Below are 20,778 nucleotides of genomic sequence, written 5' to 3' on the forward strand. Positions count from 1 at the left end.
AGCGGACAATGGACTTCAATCACATCCTGTTCGGCGTCTATCCGTACGTCGCCCTGTCGGTGCTGGTCATCGGCTCGGTGCTGCGCTTCGACCGTGAGCAGTACACCTGGCGCACCGGCTCCTCGCAGCTGCTGCGCCGGCGTCAGCTGGTCATGGGCTCGGTGCTGTTCCATGTCGGGGTGCTGGCCATCTTCGCCGGCCACTTCGTCGGCCTGCTGACCCCGATCGCCGTGTTCGACGCCCTGCACGTGCCCCACTCCGCCAAGCAGATGCTGGCCATCGTCGCCGGTGGCGCGGCGGGCGCCGTGTGCCTCGTCGGCGGCGCCATGCTGTTGCACCGCCGGCTGTTCGACCCGCGCATCCGCGCCACCTCCAGCTTCGGCGACAGCGCCATCCTGATCATGCTGATGGTCCAGCTGCTGCTTGGCCTGTCGACCATTCCGCAGTCGCTCAAGCACCTGGACGGGCACGAGATGGTCAAGTTCATGGGCTGGGCCCAGGGGATCTTCACCCTGCGACCGGGCGCCGCCGATCTGCTGACCGACGTGCACTGGGTGTTCAAGATCCACATCGTGCTGGGTCTGACGATCCTGCTCGTCTTCCCGTTCACCCGTCTGGTCCACATGCTGTCGGCGCCGGTCTGGTACCTCAACCGCCGGGGCTGGCAGCTGGTCCGCACCCGCCGGGCCGTGCCGCCGCCGCGCGTCGCCGCCCGCCGTCCGGGAGGCCTGTCATGAGCGCCCTTCGCTATGTCGTCACCGACGGCGTCCAGATCCCTGAAAGCCTGATCGCCCAGGAGGCCCAGAACCACCCGGGCGGATCGCCCGAGGAGGTTCGCGCCGCCGCCGCCCATGCGCTGGCGGTCAGGGCCCTGCTGCTCGACCGCGCCGCCGAGCTCGGCCTGGTCGCCGAGCCAGAACTGGATGAGCGGGGCCGCGAGGAAACGCCCGAGGAAGCGCTCGTCCGCGCTGTCCTCGCCGAGGAGGTCGATCCGGAGACCCCGAGCGAGGCGGAGTGCCGTCGGGTCTATGACGCCACGCCCGCCCGCTTCCGCACGCCGGTGCTCTACGAGGCCTCGCATATCCTGTTTGGCATCGAGGGCGACGGCGACTCGGCCATCGAGGCGGCCCGGCTCGCCGCCGAGACCATCGGTCAGGTCCTGCTGGAGACGCCCGCCCGGTTCGCCGATCTTGCGCGGGAGCATTCGGCCTGTCCGTCCGGCGCGGTCGGCGGCTCACTGGGACAGCTCGGTCCGGGCGATCTTGCGCCGGAGGTCGAGCGGGCCTTTGCCGCGCTCCTGCCGGCGCAGATCTCGTCGCGGCCGGTGCGATCGCGCTTCGGCTGGCACGTCCTGCGCCTCGATCGTCGCATCGAAGGTTGTCAGCTGCCGTTCGAACAGGTCGCCGGCCGCATCCGCATGCACCTGGAAAGCCGGGCCTGGATCGCGGCCGCGGTCCAGTATGTGGCCGACCTCGCCGATCGCGCCCGGTCGCGCGGCGTGGGTCTGGTCATCTCGGCCGACGGCGAGCTGTCCGAAGGCGCGACCCTCGGCGACATGATCGCCGACGCGGCCGCCGCGCCGCGCCTGCTGTCCTGGCTGGCCGCGACCGACGCCGGCCTGCTGGAGCGGGTTGAAGCCGCTGCGGCCGCTGACGGCGCGCCCCCTGCCGACTGGGTCCGCACCGCCGTGGCCAACTTCGTCCAGGGCGGCGACGACGAAGCCTGGACCCGCGTCATCTCCGCGGCCCAGGGCGCCGAGGACCCCGCCCTGTCGGCGCTGGGCGCGATCCTCAAGTCCCGGCTGGTCCCCGCCAAGGCCACCTTCACCCTCATCCGGAGACGCTGACCGCCATGCGCCGTCACCCTGCCGCTCTGCTGCCCATGGCGCTCGCCGCCCTTGCCGCGCCCGGCCTCGCCCATGCCGCCGAAGGGCAGGGCGACTGGATCGTCGACGCCCGCCTGCGCTACGAGTTCGTCGATCAGGCCGGCTTCGCCAACGAGGCCGAAGCCCTGACCCTGCGCACCCGGCTGGGCTACGAGACCCCGACCTGGAACGGCTTCAAGGCGCTCGTCGAGGCCGAGAACGTCACGGCCCTGTCGGACCGCTACAACAGCACGACCAACGGCCAGACGAGCTATCCGACCGTGCTCGATCCCGAAGCCACCGAGCTCAACCGCGCCCAGATCTCCTGGTCGGGCCCGAAAGCCGATGTCGTGGTCGGCCGCCAGCGCATCGTGCTGGGCAACGCCCGCTTCGTCGGCAACGTCGGATTCCGCCAGAACGAACAGACCTTCGACGCGGCCCGGGTCGCGTTCAAGGTCAACCCGGGCACGACCCTGACCTGGATCTACATCGACCGGGTCCGGCGGATTCTCGGCGACGACAGCCCCCAGGGGGAATGGGACAGCGACTCCCATGTGATCCAGCTGGAGACGAAGACCCCGGCGGGGCAGCTGACGGCCTACGGCTACCTGCTCGACTTCGGGACCGCCCCGCTGCAGTCGAGCGCCACCTGGGGCGCGCGGCTGAGCGGGTCGCGGCCGCTGGCGGCCGGCCCGTCGCTGACCTGGGACGTCGAGTACGCCCGCCAGACCGACCATGGCTCGAACCCGACCGACTTTGATCTCGACTACCTCGCCCTGGCCGCCGGCCTGAAGAAGGACAGCCGCTACATCACCGTCGGGCTGGAGCGGCTGGACGGCGACGGCCTGCGCGGCTTCGGCACGCCGCTGGCGACGCTGCATGCGTTCCAGGGCTGGGCCGACGTGTTCCTCACCACCCCGGCCAGAGGCGTGCGGGACCTGAACCTGCGCGCCGGGACCACCCTTCCGGTCGGAACGCGCAAGCTGAAGCTGGCGGCGGCGGCGCACGACTTCACCGACGCCGATGGCGGCCTCGACTACGGCCGCGAGATCGACGCCTCGGCCTCGCTGCCGCTGACGCCGACGCTGTCGTTCGAGATGAAGGCCGCCTGGTTCAACGGCGATGCCCCGGCCTTCGCCGACCGGACCAAGGTCTGGATCACCCTGGACCTCAAGCTGTGACCCGCGAGAGGGAGTCGCCCTCGCGCGGCCCCGACGGCGGGATCGAGCCGATCTCGCCGGACCTGATGGCGACCCCTCTCGACTTCTTCTTCGCCGAACACTTCCGGCATCGCCAGCTCTGCGGCCTGATTGACCATCTGAGCACGGCGACCTTCTTCGATCCCGGGCCGATCGCCGAGGTGGTCGACTTCCTCCGCTTCGAGGCGCCGATCCACATCATCGACGAGGAGGAGGACCTCTTCCCGCTCCTGCGCCGCCGCTGCCTCGCCGAAGACGAGGTTGAGGGCGTGCTCGGCGTGCTGTCGGCCGAACATAAGGCCGACGGCCTGCTCGGTCGCGCCGTGCGGACCTACCTTGAACACTGCCTCGACACCCGCGCCGCGCCGGGCGCCCAGCTGGACGGGCGGCGCGATCTCGCCGCCTTCGCCGCCCAGGAACGGCGTCATCTGGCGCTGGAGAACGCCGTGGTCCTGCCGATCGCGCGACAGCGGCTGACGCCGGAGGATCTGGCCGGCCTCGCGCGCCGGCTGGCCGCGCGACGCGGCATGGCGCCGCCGGAGCGGGGCGCGTGATCGCCGAGCTGTTCGACCGCAACCTGCGCTGGGCCGCCGGACGCACGCGGATGGACCCGGAGTATTTCCGCCGGCTGGCCGCCCAGCAGGGCCCCGAATATCTCTGGATCGGCTGCGCCGACAGCCGCGTGCCGGCCAACGAGATCGTCGGCCTCGATCCGGGCGAGCTGTTCGTCCACCGAAACGTCGCCAACCTCGCCCCGCCGCAGGACGCCAACTTTCTGTCGGTGCTGCAGTTCGCGGTCGAGATCCTGAAGGTGCAACACATCATCGTCTGCGGACACTATGGTTGCGGCGGTGTCCGGGCGGCCGTGTCTGGCCAACGCCACGGGCTTATAGATCATTGGCTCCAGCCGGTGGCCTGTCTCTGCCGGCGCGACTCGGTCGAGCTTGATGGCATCCTCGACTTCGACGCACGGGTGAACCTCGTCTGCGAACGCAACGTCCTGGCCCAGGTCGAAAGCCTCGCCGACAATCCCTTTGTCCGGGACGCCTGGGGGCGAGGCCAGCCGCTGTCGATCCACGGCTGGATCTACTCCATTCAGGACGGCCTGCTGCGAGACCTGGAAACGACGATTGAAAGCGTTGCGGACGCTACCGGTCGAGGGCCGCCCGCGCCGAAAGCCCGACGTGGCCGGCCGCGCCGGGGGCGGGCGGAATGACGCGGGACCTTCTGGTCGTGGTTCTGGCCGGCGGGGAGGGGCGTCGCATGGGCGGCGGCAAGCCGCTGCGCCTGTTCCGGGGCCAGAGCCTGATCGCCCAGGCCCTCGACCGGGCGCGCAGCTGGTCGCCACAAGTCGCCGTGTCCGTGCGTTCGCCGGACCAGGTGGGGCCGGTCGCGGCGCCGTTGGTGCTGGACGACCCGGGTATCGAGGGGCCGTTGGCCGGTCTTTCGGCGGCGTTAGCCTACGCTCGCGAAGAAGGGGCAAGTCGGCTCCTGACGCTGCCCTGCGACATGCCGGGCCTTCCCGACGATCTGGCGCGACGGCTGGAGGACGCCTTGGCGCCGGACGCTGGAGTCGCCATGGCTATCTGCGCCGGCCGACTGCATCCGGTTTGCGCGGTCTGGGACGTTGCGGTGCAGGCCAAGCTGCCTGACTACCTTGCCACGGGGCGGTCGTCGCTTCGAGGCTTCGCCGAGGCGGTGAGCATGGCGACGGTGGTTTGGGACAACGGGTCCGCTCCGGCCTTTGAAAACATCAACACGCCGATAGACCTGGCCCGAGTATCGGATAGCGTGCGCAACTAGTACGTCAACGTCAGACGCGCCGGTTCAGGCAGTCAGCCAAGTGGCGGTGCGATTCTGCACCAAGTCGATCGGGCGTGGACGAGGGGCGTCAATTTCCGGTGCCGATTGAGAGGCGTTGTGTTGGCTGGTCTGGATCGAGTGAGGAGCTGGCCGGACAGCGCGTCTAGACGACCGCTTCCTGGACGCAGCTCAATTTCCGCTCCTGGCGCATGGCAGCTATCTGGCCGCGACAGCCGCAATGTCTGCTCCCCACCCTTTTGCGACATTCTGAGAGTCTGCTTCTCGGAAAGGCAAGCGAGCCCCCCGGCAGGCCCGAAGAGCATCGTGGGTACCAAGTTCGGAGTGGGGCCTGAACACGCTCGGCAGCGCCTTCTGCGCCGCCGAGAAATCTAGCCGTTTCCCCGCCTTAGATCCGCGCTCGGATGACGACATGGCGCACACCCTTGTCGCCGGCCTTCTGTCCAAGATTGAGAGCCGGTCCGAAGGGTTGCAGACCCGCGCCGCGCTCGACGTTGAGGGTATTGGCCAGAGTCAGGACGCAGACCGGATCAAGTTCGAGCATCTCGTCGTTGGCCCGGAACGGGGCGGCCCGTCCATAACGGTCAAAATCGGCCTTGGCCAGGACCAGGGTCACGTTCTTGGACTTCACCCACTTGATCGCCAGCTTCTCGGCGCCCTTGGCGCCGGTCGTGGCCAGAGCCATTTCCGGCCACTGCTCGCGAGCCCAGTTGAGAGCATCGAAGATGCGGCCCGCGTCCTCTGCGGTGTCTGCGAGCGGCGATCCGCGGAAGGCGATGATGGTCGCCCCGGGGTCGGCGGCGGAGTGCTTTCGAGCCTTGGCTGAGCGGATGACATCCCGGGCCTCGATCTGTGCGGCGGTTGTCCTTGAAGCTCTGACGTTGCCCTTCCAGGGGCTCCAGACCTCACCAGTCGCCGTCGTATAACTGGCCGCCGCGGCGTCTCGGACGAATTCGAGGGCCATGGTGGCGACATCGGCGGCGCGGGCCTTGCGGGTGGCAGTCTGGAGTTCGGTATCGGCGATCTCCGAGCCGTCGAAATCCCGGGTCAGTCGGTTGAGGTCATCCCTGGCGCGGTCGGCTTCGCGTTCGATCCGTTGCGCCGCCGAATGGAAGGCCCCGATCAGGCTCTCCGAAGCGATTGCCTGGAAATCCTCCAGGGCCGTGTCGATGAAGACATCGAGCACCTCGTTCATCAGGGCGTGGCCGAGTTGGATAAGCGCCTCTTCGTGAGGATGGGGGCGGGGGTCGTCGAGGGTCAGGGCCTGGGCCTCGAAGTAGGTCATCTGGCCGGTCAGGGGAGCGTGTGAAGAAAACTGCATTGCGAGACATCCTTTCGGAGTGGGGTGTGGAGCCTGTCGGCTCGACGACCGTCTCGCGCCGACGGCCCGAGGCCCCCCACAAGGGCTTTGAGCGCAGCGTCCCTTGTGGGGGGCCTCGGACGGTGGCGAGGTCTCAAGAGCCAAAGGGCTGCAGACCGCCACGCAACTGTGTCTCGTGTGGATTTCGCGCACGTCGGGCCGGCCAAGCTGTCCACGAAGGGCCAGAAATGGCCCGCGCCGAAAGACCCCTGACCTCAAAGCGCTAGCGCGCCGTCCTCACCGGCCCCTATGGGGCGGGGTGCATGGCCGCATTGATGCGGCCCTCAAGCTCCAGGCAATGGGCCATCAGCTGATCGAAGGGTTCGGCGTCATCGAACAGCAGGCCATCAGCGACCATGGCCTCATAGTCTGCCGCGAGGACGGCGCGGGCTTCGCCCTCCGGCGCCAGATGAATCGCGCCATGCACGGCCGCCTGATAGTCGATGACCGCCTTGCCCGCGTCCTTTTCGACAAAGAACATGGCCTTGTGATCGGCGACCGCCTGGGCCAGCGCCTGGTCGGCGATGGCAGCTTGCGCAAAACCCGCATCATCGAGCCGCGCCAGGTCATGCCAATGCCGAGCGAAACGGTCACCCCGCAGCCGGCCTTGGGCGCAGAAGACGTGGATGGCTGTCGCCTTCTCCCAGAAGGTGCGCTCAGCCCGCATCACCATTGGCCGCGCGGTCGGAAAGACCACGCCTTCGACAAGTCCCGCGGCGTCGCAGACGACGTCGTGCAGCGCGCTGGGTTCACCCGTGGACCGGGCGCCAAACTCCAGCATGACCGCCGGTGCGACATAGCCCGAGCCGGTGGCCAGAGGTTCGTATTCGACAAAGACTTTCTCGCCTTCGAGCCGAAGCCGCGCGGGCGCCCCCTCGACCGTACGTCTGGCCTGGAGGGTTGGTAGGACGTGATCCTCGACCCATCGCGGGAGCCGCTGGCCGACCGCCTTGGTCCAGCGCCGCTCTTCGCCGCGTGACGCCGGCAGGGCGTCGCCGGTCTCTCCCACCAGGTCCGGCGCGAGCGCGCGGATGTCATAGGTAAGATCGACGTCTTCGGAGAACCGCCGGATCACGCCGTAGGCCTTCGAGAGCGATGTCCCACCCTTGAAGACCAGATGCTCGCCAAGCGGCGAGGAAAAGCAGGGCGTCGAGCGCCCAGACGACCCAGATGTCTTTCTCGAGCAGGTGCGCCGGCCGCCCGGATGCGGACGCGGCGACCGCCAAGGCTTCACGCCGCTCATCGGCCGAAAGCTTGAGAAAGGCCTCAGACATGGGCGAACGACTGGCTCACCTGCTGCGCGAGCCAGGTCGGAAGCAGAGGCGCGGCCTTGGCCAGCGCCTGAAGGTCCGAGGTGGGGAGCGTGCGCCGCAGGGTGAGCAGCGCACCCTCGGCCTTCGAGGGGCCAAGCCACGCCAGGGCGCGCAGGATCTCACCCGCGGGCCGCCCGGCCAGCACGAGTTGCCAGGCCGGAGCGTGCCGCATCTCGACCGATTGGCGGCCCAGCCGCAGCGTCCGGCTCGGACCCGAGGTCAGATAGACGCTGCGCACGGGCACTTGCGGGGTCAGGCCCAAGGCATTGGCCGCTGCTGCGCCGTGCGACGCGACGGTTTCGCCGCGCAGCTCGGCAAGGCCAGCCACGACCTTTTCCGTGGTGGGTGCGCGAGCCCCAAAGCGGCTCTCGACGGGCCGGACATAGAGGCCCCGGCCGGCGCGCAGCAGTTTACCCCGCCGCGCGAGCCGCGACAGAGCCTGGTCGACAGCCGCGCGCTGGCCCAGGTGCAACAACCCCTTGGCGGTCAGCAACGCGCCCTCCGGCACAGTGCGGCTGTGTTCGAGAATCTCTTCCGTCAATCGTTGCATGGGTCACCTGAGTGTCAGAATAAATAGGGCTACTTCTGACAGTTAGCAACCCACGGGTTAGGGAACGGTTTCCACGGCTGACCGACCTCACGCCGCCAGGGATGTGGCGACCGCATCCGCGCGGCTGAAGGCCACCAGGTGATCGACCGCACGCTGCGCATGGCCCGAAGCCTCCAGCAACGCCGCCGGCCGCTCCTTCAAGATCGCCGCCCAATGGGCCAGATAGGCCGCATGGCCATCCAAAAGCTGAGGACGCAAGCCGATCCGCAAGCCCAACGCCGCCGCACCGATCTCGGCCACCAGCTCCTCGAAGGCATAGGCCTCGTCGCCGAACCTGGCCCCAAATTCCCGGTTCAGCCGGTGCGGCGCTCCAGTCCAATGGACGGCCTCGTGGGCGAAGGTCGCCTGATAGTCATCGACCGTGCCGAACGCCTCCGGTGCCGGCAGGCAGATGACGTCGCGGGCGCGGTTGTAGCAGGCCACACCGCCGCCGAGTTCGATCTTGGCGGGGATCGCGTCCAGCAACGCGCTGCGCGCCGCGGCCCGAACGGCGGGATCGATCTTCGGAGCCCGAAGGTAGGGCTCGGGGCAATCTGTCAGCTGCTCGGCGTTAAAAACCGCGTAGGCCTTCAGGTAGTGCAGCACCCTCGGATCGTCCTCGGACGCCCCGGGCGACGCGGCCTCACCGCCGTCGAGAACTCGTGTTTTGTAGAGGATCGCGGGCGAGCTCTTGGCCCCCTTCATGACCGGCGCCCCGATGCCAAGCGCCTGACGGAAGGTGAACCAGTAGGGCGAGGCATAGCCGCCCATGGCCCCCGCGAACGACAGCAGCCAGGCATTGCTGCCGGTGAAGGGCTGGCCATCGGATCGCAGCGGCAGGCTGGGATCGGCGCAGGCGACCCACGCCTGCCTCCAGGGCGGAACACCGCGTTCGATGCGCGCGATGAGATCGGCCATCATCGGCTCAAGGGGATTGGTCATGGGGTCCTCAGGGGTTTTTGCGCCGGGCCCTTTCCCGGATCGCTCAACCCTTTCGGTCCCTGCCTTTGTCCTTTCCCGGCACAGCCGGCCGGCCCGATGCGGCGGGCCCAGCTCCGGCAGGATAGCTACATCAGCCCCAACGCCTTGAAGCTGGCGACGTCAGCCCGCCCGACAACCACATGGTCATGCACCGCGACACCCAGGGTCCTCCCGCCATCGATGACCTTCCTCGTCATCTCGATGTCGGCGGCCGACGGTGTCTGATCGCCGGATGGATGATTGTGCACCAAGATCACGGCCGAGGCCGACAGTTCCAACGCCCGGCGCATAACCTCCCGGGGATAGACCAGGGCATGATCGACGGTGCCGTGGTTCATGATCTCGTCGGCGATCAACTGGTTCTTCTTGTCGAGGAAGAGCACCCGGAACGCCTCGCGCTCGCAGTGGGCCATCGTCAGCTTCAGGTAGCCGAGAAGGGCTGACCATGAGGACATGACCGAGCGTCCTGGCAGTTCGGACGCGGCGAGGCGGCGCGCGGCGTCGTAGAGCAGCTGAAGGTCGAGGGCGACGCCGGCGTCGACGATCATGCACAGAGCGGCGAAGTCAGCCGCCAGAACCCTTCGCAGACAGCCGAAACGACCCAGCAGCGCCGCGGCGTTGGCCGGAGCGCCACAAGGCATGGACCGCGAGAGCAGGAGTTCGAGCGCCTCTGCGTCGTTGAGAGCCGCAAGACCGCCGGCTTCGGCCCTTGCCCGAAGCGATGCGGTCGAGGTGACGGCGCGCGAGGGGCCGGCGTAGCGCGCCGTCACCTCGCCCACGCCTGGAAGGTCGCCGAAGAGATCGGGCGCCTGAAGATGGGGGAGAGCTTGGACATGGGAGCCTTGGGTCGTCGGCGCCGGACCTCTTCCCGGATCGCTCACCCCCCTCGGTCCCTGCCTTTGTCCTTTCCCGGCGCAGCCGGCCGGGGCCCTCGGCGCCAGGCGCTGGAGGGCCGTGAGCGCCAAAGCCCACGGCCCTCGTCGCTCAGGCGGCGGCCGGGAGCAGCGTCTGCGGCGGCCACTTCGCCAACAGCGCCGACAACACCTGCGGTTTCTCCACCGGCACGAAGACGCGAGGCGTGTAGTTGATGATCTCGACGAAACAGCCAAGCAGCGTGAAGGCCGAGCGGTCTGCGGCGGCCCCCACCACCTCGATCCGATGACGATCCATCACCTTGGCGCGTCTCAGCCAAAACCCGCCGGTCAGCATGATCGAGGTGTTTTCAGTCAGGACCAGATGGGCGGCGTTCGAGTCTTCACCGACCACGCTGGCCACGTCGCTCAGGCCCAGCGCGATCTTCAGGCCCGGGACCTGCCCGGCGTCGAGCACCCGGCCCAGCCAGCGGCGACCGTCCGGCGCCTTGAGGCGCCGCACCGACGCCTGCTTGGCCGGCAGGCTCTCCCAGACCGGCAGGAGGAGGCCGGTCACCAGCACCAGCTCGCGCGTGATCCAGGGATCGGCCGCGGCGATCTCGGCGTCCCAGGCGGCCTGCCAGATCGGTTCAGGCACGATCTCCCAAGCCGATTCCTCATAGACTTTGAGGGGCGAGACGCCGCGCTTCTCGGGCCGGATGATCCGTACCGCCGGCACCAGGCGGTCGTCGTCGTCGGTCGTGGTCAGGCCCTTCACCACCAGGCCGGCCCGCCCCGAGCGGGCGTTGACCACATACTCCAGAGTCTCGGGGTTCAACCCGCGCAGCGCCTCGCCGGCGCCGGTCAGCACCCGCCGCGTGCGGACCTCAAAGGTCATGATCTTGGTCTGCGCGCCGGTCAGGGTGTCGGTGCGGATCACCTCCTCCGACTTGATCGCCAGATCGTCGGCGACGATGTCCTCCATCCCCCGGTCGAGAGCGCCAGAGGCCGACGCCCGTTCGAGGATGCTGGCCAGGATCTCGTCGAAGGCGGTGAAGAGACCGTTCTGGTCCTCGATCCGCAGCGCCAGCAGGCGATTGAGGAAGGTGTTCATCGCCGGCATGTCGTCGGACTTCTTGAGATTGCCGTCGGCATCCAGCAGCTTCAGCCCGGTCCTGGTCTCGAACGTCTCGCGGCTCATGGCTTCGACCGACCCGAAGTGCAGGGCCACGAAGAAGGCCTGCAGAGCACGGTGCGCCCACGGACTTTCCAGGTTGTCCTCTGGCCGAAACAGCCCGTTGCCCGCCGATCGGCGCTCACCGCGGGTCAGGGCGCCCAGACTGTCGAGCCGCCGCGCGATGGTGCTGAGGAACCGCTTCTCGCCGTGGATGTCGGTCGTCACCGGCCGGAACAGCGGCGCATGGGCCTGGTTGGTCCGGTGCGAGCGACCAAGGCCCTGGATGGCGCCGTCGGCGCGCCAGCCGGGCTCGACCAGGTAGTGGGCCCGCCGCTGCTGGTTCGCCGCGCCCAGGTCAGCGTGGTAGCTGCGCCCGGTGCCGCCCGCGTCGGAGAACACCAGCACCCGCTTCTTGCCGGACATGAAGGCGTCGGTCTCGGCCTTCGCCGCCGAGGCGCCGCGACGCTCGACGACGCGCCTGCCGCCGCGCAGCACAACCCGGCGCGCCCGGCCGGTGATCTCCGCCACGGCGTCGGTCCCCAGCGTGTCGAGGACCGCGTCCAGCACGCCGCAAACGGCCGGAAGGCACGCGAGGTGGGTGACGAGTTCTTCGCGCAGCCGCAGCGCCTCCTGGCTGGCGACCGGCACACCATCGACCATGACCGGGATCATGGTGACATTGCCCTCCTCGTCCTCGATCGCCTGCATGGCAGTGACCGGAAAGGCCCCCATCAGATAGTCGAGGACCTGGTCCTTCGGCGTCATGTCGATGGTCAGGTTGTTCCACTCCTCCGGCGGAATCTCGGCCAGCCGGCGCTCCATCACCGCCTCGTTGGTCGAGACGATCTGCACCACGGAAGAGCGGCCCTGCGCCAGATCGGTCCTGATCGCCGCAATCAGGGTCGGGGCCTTGAGGCCCGCCAGCAGGTGCCCGAAGAACCGCAGCTTCGCGCCCTCGAAGGCCGAAAGCACCGCTGAAGCCGCCTGGCCATTGGTCGCCTTGCCATCCTCGGTGAGGCCAACCGCCTCCAGGGCCGCCCGCAGATTCTGATGGATCAGCTGGTAGGCATCGGCCCAGGCGTTCCATATCTCGATGTCTTGAGCGGCGAGGGGGTGCCGCAGCGCCTCGTATTCGACGCCGTCGAAGGAAAGGGAGCGGGCGATGTAGAGCCCGAGCGCCTTCAGTTCGCGCGCGATCAGCTCCATCACCGCCACGCCGCCCTTGTCGACGGCATCCATGAAGGCGTCGCGGGTGTTGAACGGCGCCTCCGGCCCGCCCCAGAGCCCAAGCCGCGCGGCATAGGCGAGGTTCTCCGGCGTCGTCGCGCCGGTCGCCGAGACGTAGAGGATCCGGGCGCCGGGTAGACGGTTCTGCAACGCCAGACCAGCCATGCCCTGCTGCGAGGCCTTCTTCGGCCCGCGCGAGCCCTTGCCGCCGCCGGCGGCGTTGGCCATCGCGTGCGCCTCGTCGAAGACGATCACACCGTCGAAGTCAGCGCCCAGCCAGCTGACGATCTGATCGAGCCGGGATGGGCGATCTCCCCGGGCCGGCTGACGCAAGGTCGCGTAGGTGGTGAAGAGGATGCCGCGATCCAGGCGAATGGCGTCGGCCTGCTTCCAGGCGCTCTGCGGGGTGATGTCCGAGCCCGCCCCGCCGATGGCGTTCCAATCGCGCCGGGCGTCCTCAAGCAGGGCGTCGTTCCGCGAGAACCACACGGCCCGAACCCGGCCCTGGGCCATGTTGTCGGCGATGACCCCGGCGATCTGACGGCCCTTGCCGCAGCCGGTGCCGTCACCGAGGAAGAAGCCGCGCCGAAACTGCACCGCGCCCTGGGTGCCCTCGGCCACCAGGTGGACCAGGTGGGCAGCCTCTCCCAGCACCCACGCGCCCGGCAGGCTGCTGGCATGAGCTTCGCCAGCATAGATGATGGTCTCCATCTGGGCGTCGGAGACCAGGCCCTGCTCGACAATCCCAGCCGGTAACACCGGACGGTAGCTCGGGGCGGGCGGAGAGACCGAGGCCATCGGCCCGGATTCCACGAGCGGGGAGGGGTGTGGTCGCGCCTGCGCCAGATCGACCCGCCCGAGCGCGTAGGCCTGGTAGAGGCCGACATCGTGGCCTTCGCCGGACCAGTCCTTCACCGCATAGGCGACCGGCGCCGTGGTGGACAGGAACCCCAGCCGTGACGAAGGTGTCGCCAGCGCCCGGGCCCGAGGCGTCAAGAAGGCGACGTTGGAGACGGCTCGGAACTGGCGAGGCTGAGCCGTGGGGCGAGCAGCGACGCCCGCCGCCAGACGGGCGGCGTCGGCCAGGGTCTCGCAAGCCTGAACCGGGCAGGGGGAGGGGACGCTCCCCTCGGCGCGGTCGATCACCAGAAGCCCGGTCTCGACCGAGGTTCCGTGCTTGGCGTAGGCCCGTTGCGGGAACACCAGCATCGCGATGAGGTGCCCACGGCGGCCGAGGGCCTGCATCGCGCCGCCGTCCTCGAAGAGCCGGGTCGGCACGATCGCCGAGAGCCTGCCGCCTTCGGCCAGGCAATCGAGCGCGGCGTGCAGATGGCCCTCCAGCTGCTGAAACGGCGGGTTGGCGATGACGGCGTGGAAGCTGCCGGAACCGGGCAGGATGTCCTTCAGCAGGACCGCGTCATGGCGGGTGCGCGAGGCTCCCGGAAACAGCCCGTCCAGAATCTCGGCCCGACCGGGGGCCAGTTCGTTGAGGTCGAGCACCGCGCCGCACGCCTCGGCGACGATGGCGAGAAGGCCCGTGCCGGCCGAAGGCTCAAGCACCCGGTCGCCGGGGCGGATCTGGGCGGCGGCCACGGCCAGGGCGCTAAGCTCCGGCGGCGTGGAGAACTGATCGAGCGCCACCTGCTCTTCGCTGCGCCGCGTGTGGGTCAGGGTCAGCTCGGTGACGCTGGCCAGCAGGGCGACGATCTCGGCGGGCGCGTCCTCGAGCCGGCTGATCTGAGGCGCCAGGCGGCGCAGCTGCAACACCACGGCGGCTTCCATGGCGTCGTAGGCATCGCGCCAGCACCAGGCGCCGTCGGCGTCCGAGCCGCCGAAGGACATGGTCATCACCCCCGCCACCAGCTTTCGGTCGAGCGCACGCGAGCGGTTGAGATGGGGAACCATGGCCCGCGCGGCGGCCAGAATGTTGGCGGCCTTGTCAGAGGCGGAACCAGAAACCTGCGCCTGGGCGAAGAGCGGAAGGAAGGCGTTCATGAGAAGCGTCCAGATCACCTGCGGCGGAGGGCTCCTCCCTCCCGTCCCGTCAGGCTCACCTGACGCCTCCCTCCCTCCATCCTTTCCGGGCCCAGACAGCGAAAAGCCCCGCCGGCTGGCGCCGACGGGGCTCTCTGTTCAGGGCCGATAGTCAGCCGATCAGGCCGCCAGTTGTCCCTCCGAGGACTGGGCCGTTTCCGGCGCTTCGGAAGGCTCTTCGTCAGCCGCCGGCTCCTCGACCTCGTCCTCCAGGGAAGCGTGGCTCTCCCAAGACAAGGCCGAGGGCGCCCATTGCCGTTCCGCGGCGGCCTGGGCCACGAAGCAGACCAGCTCGTCCTTCTTCAGGGTCCGCGCCCGATCGTCCGAAGCATCCATCTCCTCAAGCAACGCCATCAGCTGCTTCTTGGAGTGAACCGCCAGATAGCCGGCGTCAGGCGTCCAGTGGCTGGCGATATCGGACCCGCAAAGTTCGGCGATCTCGGCCGCTTCGGCGCGGGCGGCGTGACGGATCGAGCTGGTGCGCGCCTCGCGGACATCGAGCGAGATGGCCACCAGCTCGGCCAGCAGCGCCATCTTCTCCCCGTGCGCCAGGCCCTCGATCCAGGCGATCGGCCGAAGGCCGGAGGTCTTGTAGGCCTCGCGACGCGCCTCAAGTCTGGCCCGCACCTCACCGTCGAGCGCCGGAATGGCCGGGGTTTGGCCACGGCGATAGCCGCTCGCCGAGACCGTCACCGCCGACGCCTCGGCCGAAGCCCCGCCGTGCAGCGCCAGATGCTTGAAGAGCTGGGCCAGGAGGGCGGTCAGCGCGACGCTGGGGTTATCGGCCAGGTCGCGGATCAGGCCGCGCGTGGCGACATCGGTGCGAGTCTCGTGGAAGACGTGACTGGCGCCTTCCACATCGACGTCGGCCTTGGGAAACTCAACATCCGGCTGGCTGCGCCCATAGCGCCCGTCAAGACGCCCGCCTTCGCCGGTCTCCGCCTCCTCATCGGCGTCGTCCTGGGCGATCACCGGATTGGAGAAGAAGCTGGCGACGACGCCGACCTCGGCGTCCGGAGACAGGATCACCGCCCCGATCGTGCCGCCTTCGAGCGAGGCGGCGGCGAGCTGCCGGTCGGCCTGCAGAAGAGCCAACAGGCCCTCGACCTCGTCGGCCGCCAGATCAGCGCCGGCCAAGGCCTCATGCGCCTCCCTGACAACCTGCTGGGCTTCCTTGTAGGCCGCTCGGGCGGTCTCGCTCATCCCCGCGACGTGGACGTAGGGCAGGTTGAAGAAGCCGTCGGGCGCGCGGTAGCCGCGGCTCTGGCCGATGAACACGAGCAGGCCTTCGGCCTGCAGCGCGGTCACCAACGGCTCCGTGCGCTGGCGCCACAGCTCGGTCAGCGTATCGGGGTCCAACAGAACGTCGGGAAGCTCGCCGAACAGGTCGGATTCGACCCGCCCGCCGATGGCCGCGTAGCGCTGCGGCCCCACCAGGGCGAAGCGCGGATCGTTGACGTCGGTGCGGCTCCGCTCGACGCGGGCGGCAAGCTGGTAGTCCTGCAGATAGCCATCGAGGGCGGTCTGGGCGATGTCGGCCTGCTCGTCGGCATCGGTGATCCGGGCCAGCTGACGGGCCTGTTTCAGGGTGATCTTGCCCAGACGCAGGGCCTTCAACGCCTTGGCGTGCAGACCTGCCAGGGCCGAAAGACGCTTGATCTCCAGCTCATCATAGCCGAGCGCGCCGGCGATGGCGGCGGTATCCATCTTCGACTTGCGCAGCTTGCCGATAGCGACGATCACATCGGCGATGTGAACGGGCGTGCGCTCAGCGGCCGTGAGGATGGTCGCCGCGGCCTGACTTTCGCGGGTGGAGAACACCTCGCACTTCACCGGCCAGTCCTGCGCAATCCGGCCGGTGTCCAGGAGCTTGCGGAGCGCGAGCAGCCGGCGGCGGCCGTCCAGCACCATGAAGGGCCGCTCCTTCCTGGCGCCAGGTCGCACGCACAGGGGCACGACAACGTCAGCCTTGAAGATGGTTTCGGCCAACCGATCGATCTCGTCGTCGGCCGGCTCCTTGGCGCGAAGGTTCTCCGGCGCGATCTCAAGATCGCACAGGGGCACGAACTGGGTGTTGGGAACGCCAGCGGGGGTTTCAGCAGCGGGGGTCATGGGGATTATCTCCGGCGTCAGAGGCGAGGGTCATCCTGCCCCTTGGCGCACCCCCTCCAGCCCTCCCTCTCTCCTTTCAGCAGACGGTTCACAGCCACACGTCTGGGCCGACAGGGCGCTGTCCCAAGCGGCGCCAGCGTCTGAATCGCACCGACGGAGCCGGAGGACCAATTTGAGTGGGGAGCGGTATTGGGGCCGCGCAATCGTTCGCATCCGAAGGGCGCCACGAGCGGACGTTGGCTCGGCGGCGGAAAATGGACGCTCAGCGCAGTAGCCATCAATGTCCGCTTCCGCATCGACAAGGTCGAGCGCCTCTTCAGCGCTTTTCGCGACAATTTCAGACTAATTGACGCCGCTGGCCGCGCGGTTGAGGGGGCCGGTGGCGCTAGCTGACTTCAAACCACTTCAAAACTTCTTCGCCTTGGCGAGCAATGCCAGCCCGGTTTTGCGGTCGCGCGCAGAGCGATTACGCCAGCTCCGTTTCCGAGCGATCGCACGGAGAGCGAAAACGCCGCGTGATCGGCCGTCATCTTGACGGCGCTCTGACGGCCTCCGCGCGTCAGTCGCGCGCGTGCACGACCTCGAGATTCGGCATTCCCCAGCATTGATAGCCCATGTCGATCGCCATGATCCCTAGGCCCTCGGTCTCGATTTCTCCGCGTACGCCAGGTCCCAGCGGGTGGGGGGAGCGGATGGCAGGGTTGCCGCCGCCGTAGGCAAACGGCGGGAAGATCAATCCGTCGCGATGGACATCGGCCCGGACCAGCAGCGCCGTGCCGCCGACTGCGTCCAGTCTCACAAGGTCAGGCCCGCCGCGCAGGTCGCTCATTCCGAGAGACCCGTGCGCCCGCCAGGCGTTCAGGTCGTAGGTCTCGCCGCCAGGCTCGCGCACGCAGTGGGGGTGGACGATGTCGCGTTCGGCCCCGAGCAGGCGCTGGATCAGGTCGGCCGGATAGTCGACCACATCGACGTCGAGCCAGAGCACCCAGTCCTGGTCCTGCAGGGCGTGGAACAGGAGATGGTTGCGCGCGCGGGCGAGCGTCTTTCGCCGTGGCAGTTGGTAGGCGTATTCCCAGCGGGGTGTTCCGGGCGGCATCTGCAGGCCGAAATGCTTGCGCCACAGGTCGGCCCCGGCGAACGTCCGGCGCAGGTCCGCCAGTCTGCGCTCGACCTGATCGGCCGTGTCGTCGGCGCTGTCGCCCTCAAGAAATCCCAAGGCGATGCGCGGTCTCGGATAGTTCAGTCGCTGCAGGCCGGCGAAGTAGCCGTCGAGATGTCGCCCCGCGTCCTTCATCGGCGTCAAGATCAGGATGGTCGGGTCGATGCCCATGGTGTCGCCTCGCTGCCTTGCCTCGCGATTTCGCTGCCGGCGCCGCCGCTGTGACGGTATCGGGCATTTCGTCGCCGTCGAGTCCCCGTCCTTGCGCCTTGCCCACGTGACGCCGCCGGGCCAACACTGAAATCCAGCGATTGAACCGGACTCCGTGATCCATGCCGAATGATCTTCTCTCGGAGATGAGGCGCCGATCCACCGGGGCCTTCCCGGAAACCGGCGTGGCGGGGAGGGGGATCGTCACCTGCGCCGGCGGCGCTCGACTGTTCACCAGCGCCTATGTCTTGATCCGGATCCTGCGAGAGACTCTGGCCTGCCGCCTGCCCATCCAGCTCTGGCATTTCGGCGGCGAGGAGCTCTCTCCGGTGATGCGGGCGCTGTTGCTGCGGTATGACGTGGAACTGGTCGACGCCACGTCGGTGCTGGAGCATTTTCCGGCGGACATTCGCGATGGCTGGCAGTTGAAGGCCTACGCCGCCGCCAACTGCCGCTTTGCCGAGGTCTTGTTCCTAGACGCCGACCAGACCCCGGTGCGGGACCCGGAATTTCTGTTCGACAGCCCGCAATACCGGCGGGCTGGCGCGGTTTTCTGGCCGGACATCATCGACCTGCGGGCTGACAATCCCATCTGGGACTGGGTCGGTCTGGCCGGCGAGGCCTGTCGCTCCTGGGAGAGCGGCCAGTTTCTCGTCGACAAGCGCCGGCACTGGGCGGCTCTGCAGATGGCCCTGCTGCTAAATGAGCGGGCCAGCGCCGTCTATGCGATGCTGTACGGCGACAAGGACACCTTTCTGGTCGCCTGGCGGCTAGCTGACGCGGCGGTCGAGGTCGTGCCCCATCTGCCCTTCACCGACCATCGGGTCCTGGTCCAGCGCGACTTCGACGGCGCGCCGTTGTTCCAGCACCGGACGAACAGCAAGTGGAGCTACCACGCCACTCAGTATCAGCTGGACGGGTTCGTCCACATGAAGGCCTGCCTACGCTTCCTCGAGGACCTTCGCGCGGCATGGAACGGCCGGCTGTTCTTCCCGCCCGACCGCAGCCTGGCGGCGCGGGAGGAGGAGGGGCGGCTGGAGCGGACCTCGGGCCTACGCCTGATCCTCCTAGCGGACCACGAAACGGAGCTGGACCTCCTGGAGGGTCACCAGATCGGGCGGGGTCAGAGCGTGGATCGGCAGAACTGGTATGTCATCGAGACCGGCCGGGGCTTCGAGCTCATCCTCCATGACGGTGATCAGGTCACCTATCGCCTGTCGTCGAGCCAGCCCGGCGCCTGGCGGGGCGAACGTGTCACCAGTCCCGAGAATGAGGCGCGGGTGGATGAGGATCGCGCCGGTCGCGAGCCAACCCAGGCCGATGACGGCGTCGGCGGCCTGCTCGCGGCGGTGGTCGACGCCAGTGGCTACCGGGCCCGGGCGACCCCCCGGTCGCGTAGCCAGCTGATATCGGTCCTGAGAATCCTGCTGCACGCCGAGCCCGGTTTGCAGCAAGCGCTGAAGGCCATGGCGGCCCGGTCGGTGGACCTGCGGGAGGTGGTCGAGGAGGTGCTCCGGACGTTCGCCGCGCAACGCATCCAGCCTGTCGACAAGTCCGTGGCGATCAGGGTGCTCGGCGCGGGGTACAGCCCCGCTGACGCCGACGGGCAATGACGAGCACACGGCCCAGAGCCCTGATGCTCGCGCCCGCCATGCCCTCAAATCGGGGCAATGGCCTGGCCATGCGGTTGGGGCAATTTGTGGAGGCGCTCACGAGGGGTTTCGACGTTGACCTGATTGTCGCGCCCGTCGCTGGAACCGTTACGCCCGAGGGGCGGCGATGGGCCGAGAGCCTCGGCGCGCGGGTCGATGTCCTCGAACCGCGAGACATGCTCGATACGCATCTGGCGCTGGTCATGCAGGTCGACGATCCCGAAGCCCGGGCCTTGGCGTTCGCCCGCCTTGGCCTGCCCAGCCTGGCGGCGCGGCTCTCGACCACCGCGGCGTTGCGCTGCCGCGAAATCGTGGCGGGCCGGGACTACGACCTGATCCACGCGTCGCGGAGCTATTGCGCGGCCCTGGCCCTGGCGCTTGGCCGTCGGGCGGGCGGCGGGCACGAACCCGTCCTGACCCTCGATCTGGATGAGGACGACGAACGCGTCTTTTCCGGGCTCGCCGCTCTCGCCGACCGGCGGGGACCGGCGCGGGCCGGCGACTGGGGCAGACTGGAGGCGCAAGCCTTTGGCCGCCTGACCCGCAGCAGCATTCCGCGGTTCGACCGGGTGTGGGTCTCGTCGCCTGCGGACGCGGCCCGTCTGCGCCCAACGCCGCCGAGGCCCGGTCTGAAGGTCGTGCCCAATTCGATCGCAATGGGCAGGCGTTTCCTCCGGCGCGATGACGGCCGGACGCTGATGTTCGTCGGCTCCATGGGCTATGAACCCAATGAGGACGCCGTCGCCTGGTTTCTCGGAGCCATCTGGCCAAGGCTCCGCGCTGCGGCCGGACTTCGTGTACGGGTGGTGGGGTCCAATCCCACGGACCGGCTCCGCCGGCTCGGTCGGCAAGCCGGCGTCGAGATCGTCGGCTGGGCTCCGGATCTGCACCGCCACTACGCGGAGGCGACGCTTTGTATTGCCCCCATCCGGGTGGGCGCAGGCACTCGCATCAAGCTTCTGGAAGCGACCGCTCATGGGGTTCCGATTGTCTCCACCAGCCTCGGCGCGGAGGGGCTTGGTTTGAAGAACGGCCAGCATCTCTGGCTCGCCGACACGCCCCGGCGCTTCGCCGCCGCGATCGATGAGGCCCTGTCGCGGCCGGTCGAACGGGCGCGCCGTTCACTGGCGGCCAGGGCCTGGGTCGGGCGACATTTCGATCGACCGGCCGTCGTGGCCCGTCTGGCGACGGCGTTTCGCGCGCTCTTGTGACCCGACGGGCCTGCTATA

At 68.7% G+C, this 20,778-nt stretch carries 16 protein-coding genes; 8 read left to right on the top strand and 8 right to left on the bottom strand.

The features are described from left to right. Positions 1 to 8: 8 nt before the first annotated feature. From narI to mobA, 6 genes are read left to right on the top strand one after another with little or no spacing between them, the layout of a single operon-like run. Entirely contained in the window at positions 9 to 737 is a 729-nt protein-coding gene (narI, locus tag ACODSL_RS18610; RefSeq protein WP_488902230.1) for a respiratory nitrate reductase subunit gamma, read from the top strand. Further along, the gene (locus ACODSL_RS18615) at positions 734 to 1,846 is read left to right on the top strand and encodes a peptidylprolyl isomerase (protein WP_488902231.1); all 1,113 of its coding nucleotides are present in this window, start codon (positions 734 to 736) and stop codon (positions 1,844 to 1,846) included. Before narI ends, ACODSL_RS18615 begins: the two co-directional genes overlap by 4 nt. Before the next feature lie 5 nt (positions 1,847 to 1,851). Then, complete coding sequence (locus ACODSL_RS18620) at positions 1,852 to 3,045, top strand: alginate export family protein (RefSeq protein WP_488902232.1); 1,194 nt, start codon at positions 1,852 to 1,854, stop codon at positions 3,043 to 3,045. Then, on the top strand, positions 3,042 to 3,617 hold the full coding sequence (locus ACODSL_RS18625) for a hemerythrin domain-containing protein (RefSeq protein WP_488902233.1): 576 nt from the start codon (positions 3,042 to 3,044) through the stop codon (positions 3,615 to 3,617). Before ACODSL_RS18620 ends, ACODSL_RS18625 begins: the two co-directional genes overlap by 4 nt. Then, a complete protein-coding gene (locus tag ACODSL_RS18630; RefSeq protein WP_488902234.1) occupies positions 3,614 to 4,279 on the top strand; it encodes a carbonic anhydrase in 666 nt (221 codons plus the stop codon). The genes ACODSL_RS18625 and ACODSL_RS18630 overlap by 4 nt, the downstream gene beginning before the upstream one ends. Beyond that, on the top strand, positions 4,276 to 4,866 hold the full coding sequence (gene mobA / locus ACODSL_RS18635; protein WP_488902235.1) for a molybdenum cofactor guanylyltransferase: 591 nt from the start codon (positions 4,276 to 4,278) through the stop codon (positions 4,864 to 4,866). The genes ACODSL_RS18630 and mobA overlap by 4 nt, the downstream gene beginning before the upstream one ends. 406 nt (positions 4,867 to 5,272) lie before the next feature. On the opposite strand, the gene ACODSL_RS18640 is transcribed toward mobA, so the two are convergent. The 8 genes from ACODSL_RS18640 to ACODSL_RS18675 all read right to left on the bottom strand — a co-directional run bounded on the left by ACODSL_RS18640 (position 5,273) and on the right by ACODSL_RS18675 (position 17,858). After that, complete coding sequence (locus ACODSL_RS18640; RefSeq protein WP_488902236.1) at positions 5,273 to 6,205, bottom strand: DUF2493 domain-containing protein; 933 nt, start codon at positions 6,203 to 6,205, stop codon at positions 5,273 to 5,275. Between the two features lie 286 nt (positions 6,206 to 6,491). After that, positions 6,492 to 7,319, bottom strand: a complete 828-nt coding sequence (locus ACODSL_RS18645) for a nucleotidyl transferase AbiEii/AbiGii toxin family protein (RefSeq protein ID WP_488902237.1) — start codon at positions 7,317 to 7,319, stop codon at positions 6,492 to 6,494. A 191-nt stretch (positions 7,320 to 7,510) separates the two neighbouring features. Next, entirely contained in the window at positions 7,511 to 8,107 is a 597-nt protein-coding gene (locus ACODSL_RS18650; protein ID WP_488902238.1) for a DUF6088 family protein, read from the bottom strand. Between the two features lie 87 nt (positions 8,108 to 8,194). After that, positions 8,195 to 9,088, bottom strand: a complete 894-nt coding sequence (locus ACODSL_RS18655) for an ArdC family protein (RefSeq protein ID WP_488902239.1) — start codon at positions 9,086 to 9,088, stop codon at positions 8,195 to 8,197. A 125-nt stretch (positions 9,089 to 9,213) separates the two neighbouring features. After that, on the bottom strand, positions 9,214 to 9,897 hold the full coding sequence (radC, locus tag ACODSL_RS18660) for a RadC family protein (RefSeq protein ID WP_488902240.1): 684 nt from the start codon (positions 9,895 to 9,897) through the stop codon (positions 9,214 to 9,216). A 214-nt stretch (positions 9,898 to 10,111) separates the two neighbouring features. Beyond that, entirely contained in the window at positions 10,112 to 14,377 is a 4,266-nt protein-coding gene (locus ACODSL_RS18665) for a strawberry notch-like NTP hydrolase domain-containing protein (protein WP_488902241.1), read from the bottom strand. Between the two features lie 159 nt (positions 14,378 to 14,536). Continuing rightward, the gene (locus ACODSL_RS18670; protein WP_488902242.1) at positions 14,537 to 16,528 is read right to left on the bottom strand and encodes a ParB/RepB/Spo0J family partition protein; all 1,992 of its coding nucleotides are present in this window, start codon (positions 16,526 to 16,528) and stop codon (positions 14,537 to 14,539) included. A 559-nt stretch (positions 16,529 to 17,087) separates the two neighbouring features. Further along, on the bottom strand, positions 17,088 to 17,858 hold the full coding sequence (locus tag ACODSL_RS18675) for a glycosyltransferase family protein (protein ID WP_488902243.1): 771 nt from the start codon (positions 17,856 to 17,858) through the stop codon (positions 17,088 to 17,090). A 185-nt stretch (positions 17,859 to 18,043) separates the two neighbouring features. On the opposite strand from ACODSL_RS18675, the gene ACODSL_RS18680 reads away from it, so the two are divergent. Continuing rightward, complete coding sequence (locus ACODSL_RS18680; RefSeq protein WP_488902244.1) at positions 18,044 to 19,510, top strand: alpha-mannosyltransferase; 1,467 nt, start codon at positions 18,044 to 18,046, stop codon at positions 19,508 to 19,510. Positions 19,511 to 19,533: 23 nt separating this feature from the next. Beyond that, positions 19,534 to 20,760, top strand: a complete 1,227-nt coding sequence (locus ACODSL_RS18685) for a glycosyltransferase (RefSeq protein WP_488902245.1) — start codon at positions 19,534 to 19,536, stop codon at positions 20,758 to 20,760. Positions 20,761 to 20,778: the final 18 nt, after the last annotated feature.

This window comes from Caulobacter sp. FG121, assembly GCF_057809815.1.

What these genes read in the sequence shown, in the direction of transcription:
- ACODSL_RS18665 (WP_488902241.1), bottom strand. Translation starts at nt 14,377, where the DNA reads ATGAACGCCTTCCTTCCGCTCTTCGCCCAGGCGCAGGTTTCTGGTTCC.
- ACODSL_RS18675 (WP_488902243.1), bottom strand. Translation starts at nt 17,858, where the DNA reads ATGGGCATCGACCCGACCATCCTGATCTTGACGCCGATGAAGGACGCG.
- ACODSL_RS18655 (WP_488902239.1), bottom strand. Translation starts at nt 9,088, where the DNA reads ATGACCAATCCCCTTGAGCCGATGATGGCCGATCTCATCGCGCGCATC.
- ACODSL_RS18615 (WP_488902231.1), top strand. Translation starts at nt 734, where the DNA reads ATGAGCGCCCTTCGCTATGTCGTCACCGACGGCGTCCAGATCCCTGAA.
- ACODSL_RS18650 (WP_488902238.1), bottom strand. Translation starts at nt 8,107, where the DNA reads ATGCAACGATTGACGGAAGAGATTCTCGAACACAGCCGCACTGTGCCG.
- narI (WP_488902230.1), top strand. Translation starts at nt 9, where the DNA reads ATGGACTTCAATCACATCCTGTTCGGCGTCTATCCGTACGTCGCCCTG.
- ACODSL_RS18680 (WP_488902244.1), top strand. Translation starts at nt 18,044, where the DNA reads ATGAGGCGCCGATCCACCGGGGCCTTCCCGGAAACCGGCGTGGCGGGG.
- ACODSL_RS18685 (WP_488902245.1), top strand. Translation starts at nt 19,534, where the DNA reads ATGCTCGCGCCCGCCATGCCCTCAAATCGGGGCAATGGCCTGGCCATG.
- ACODSL_RS18670 (WP_488902242.1), bottom strand. Translation starts at nt 16,528, where the DNA reads ATGACCCCCGCTGCTGAAACCCCCGCTGGCGTTCCCAACACCCAGTTC.
- ACODSL_RS18640 (WP_488902236.1), bottom strand. Translation starts at nt 6,205, where the DNA reads ATGCAGTTTTCTTCACACGCTCCCCTGACCGGCCAGATGACCTACTTC.
- ACODSL_RS18620 (WP_488902232.1), top strand. Translation starts at nt 1,852, where the DNA reads ATGCGCCGTCACCCTGCCGCTCTGCTGCCCATGGCGCTCGCCGCCCTT.
- mobA (WP_488902235.1), top strand. Translation starts at nt 4,276, where the DNA reads ATGACGCGGGACCTTCTGGTCGTGGTTCTGGCCGGCGGGGAGGGGCGT.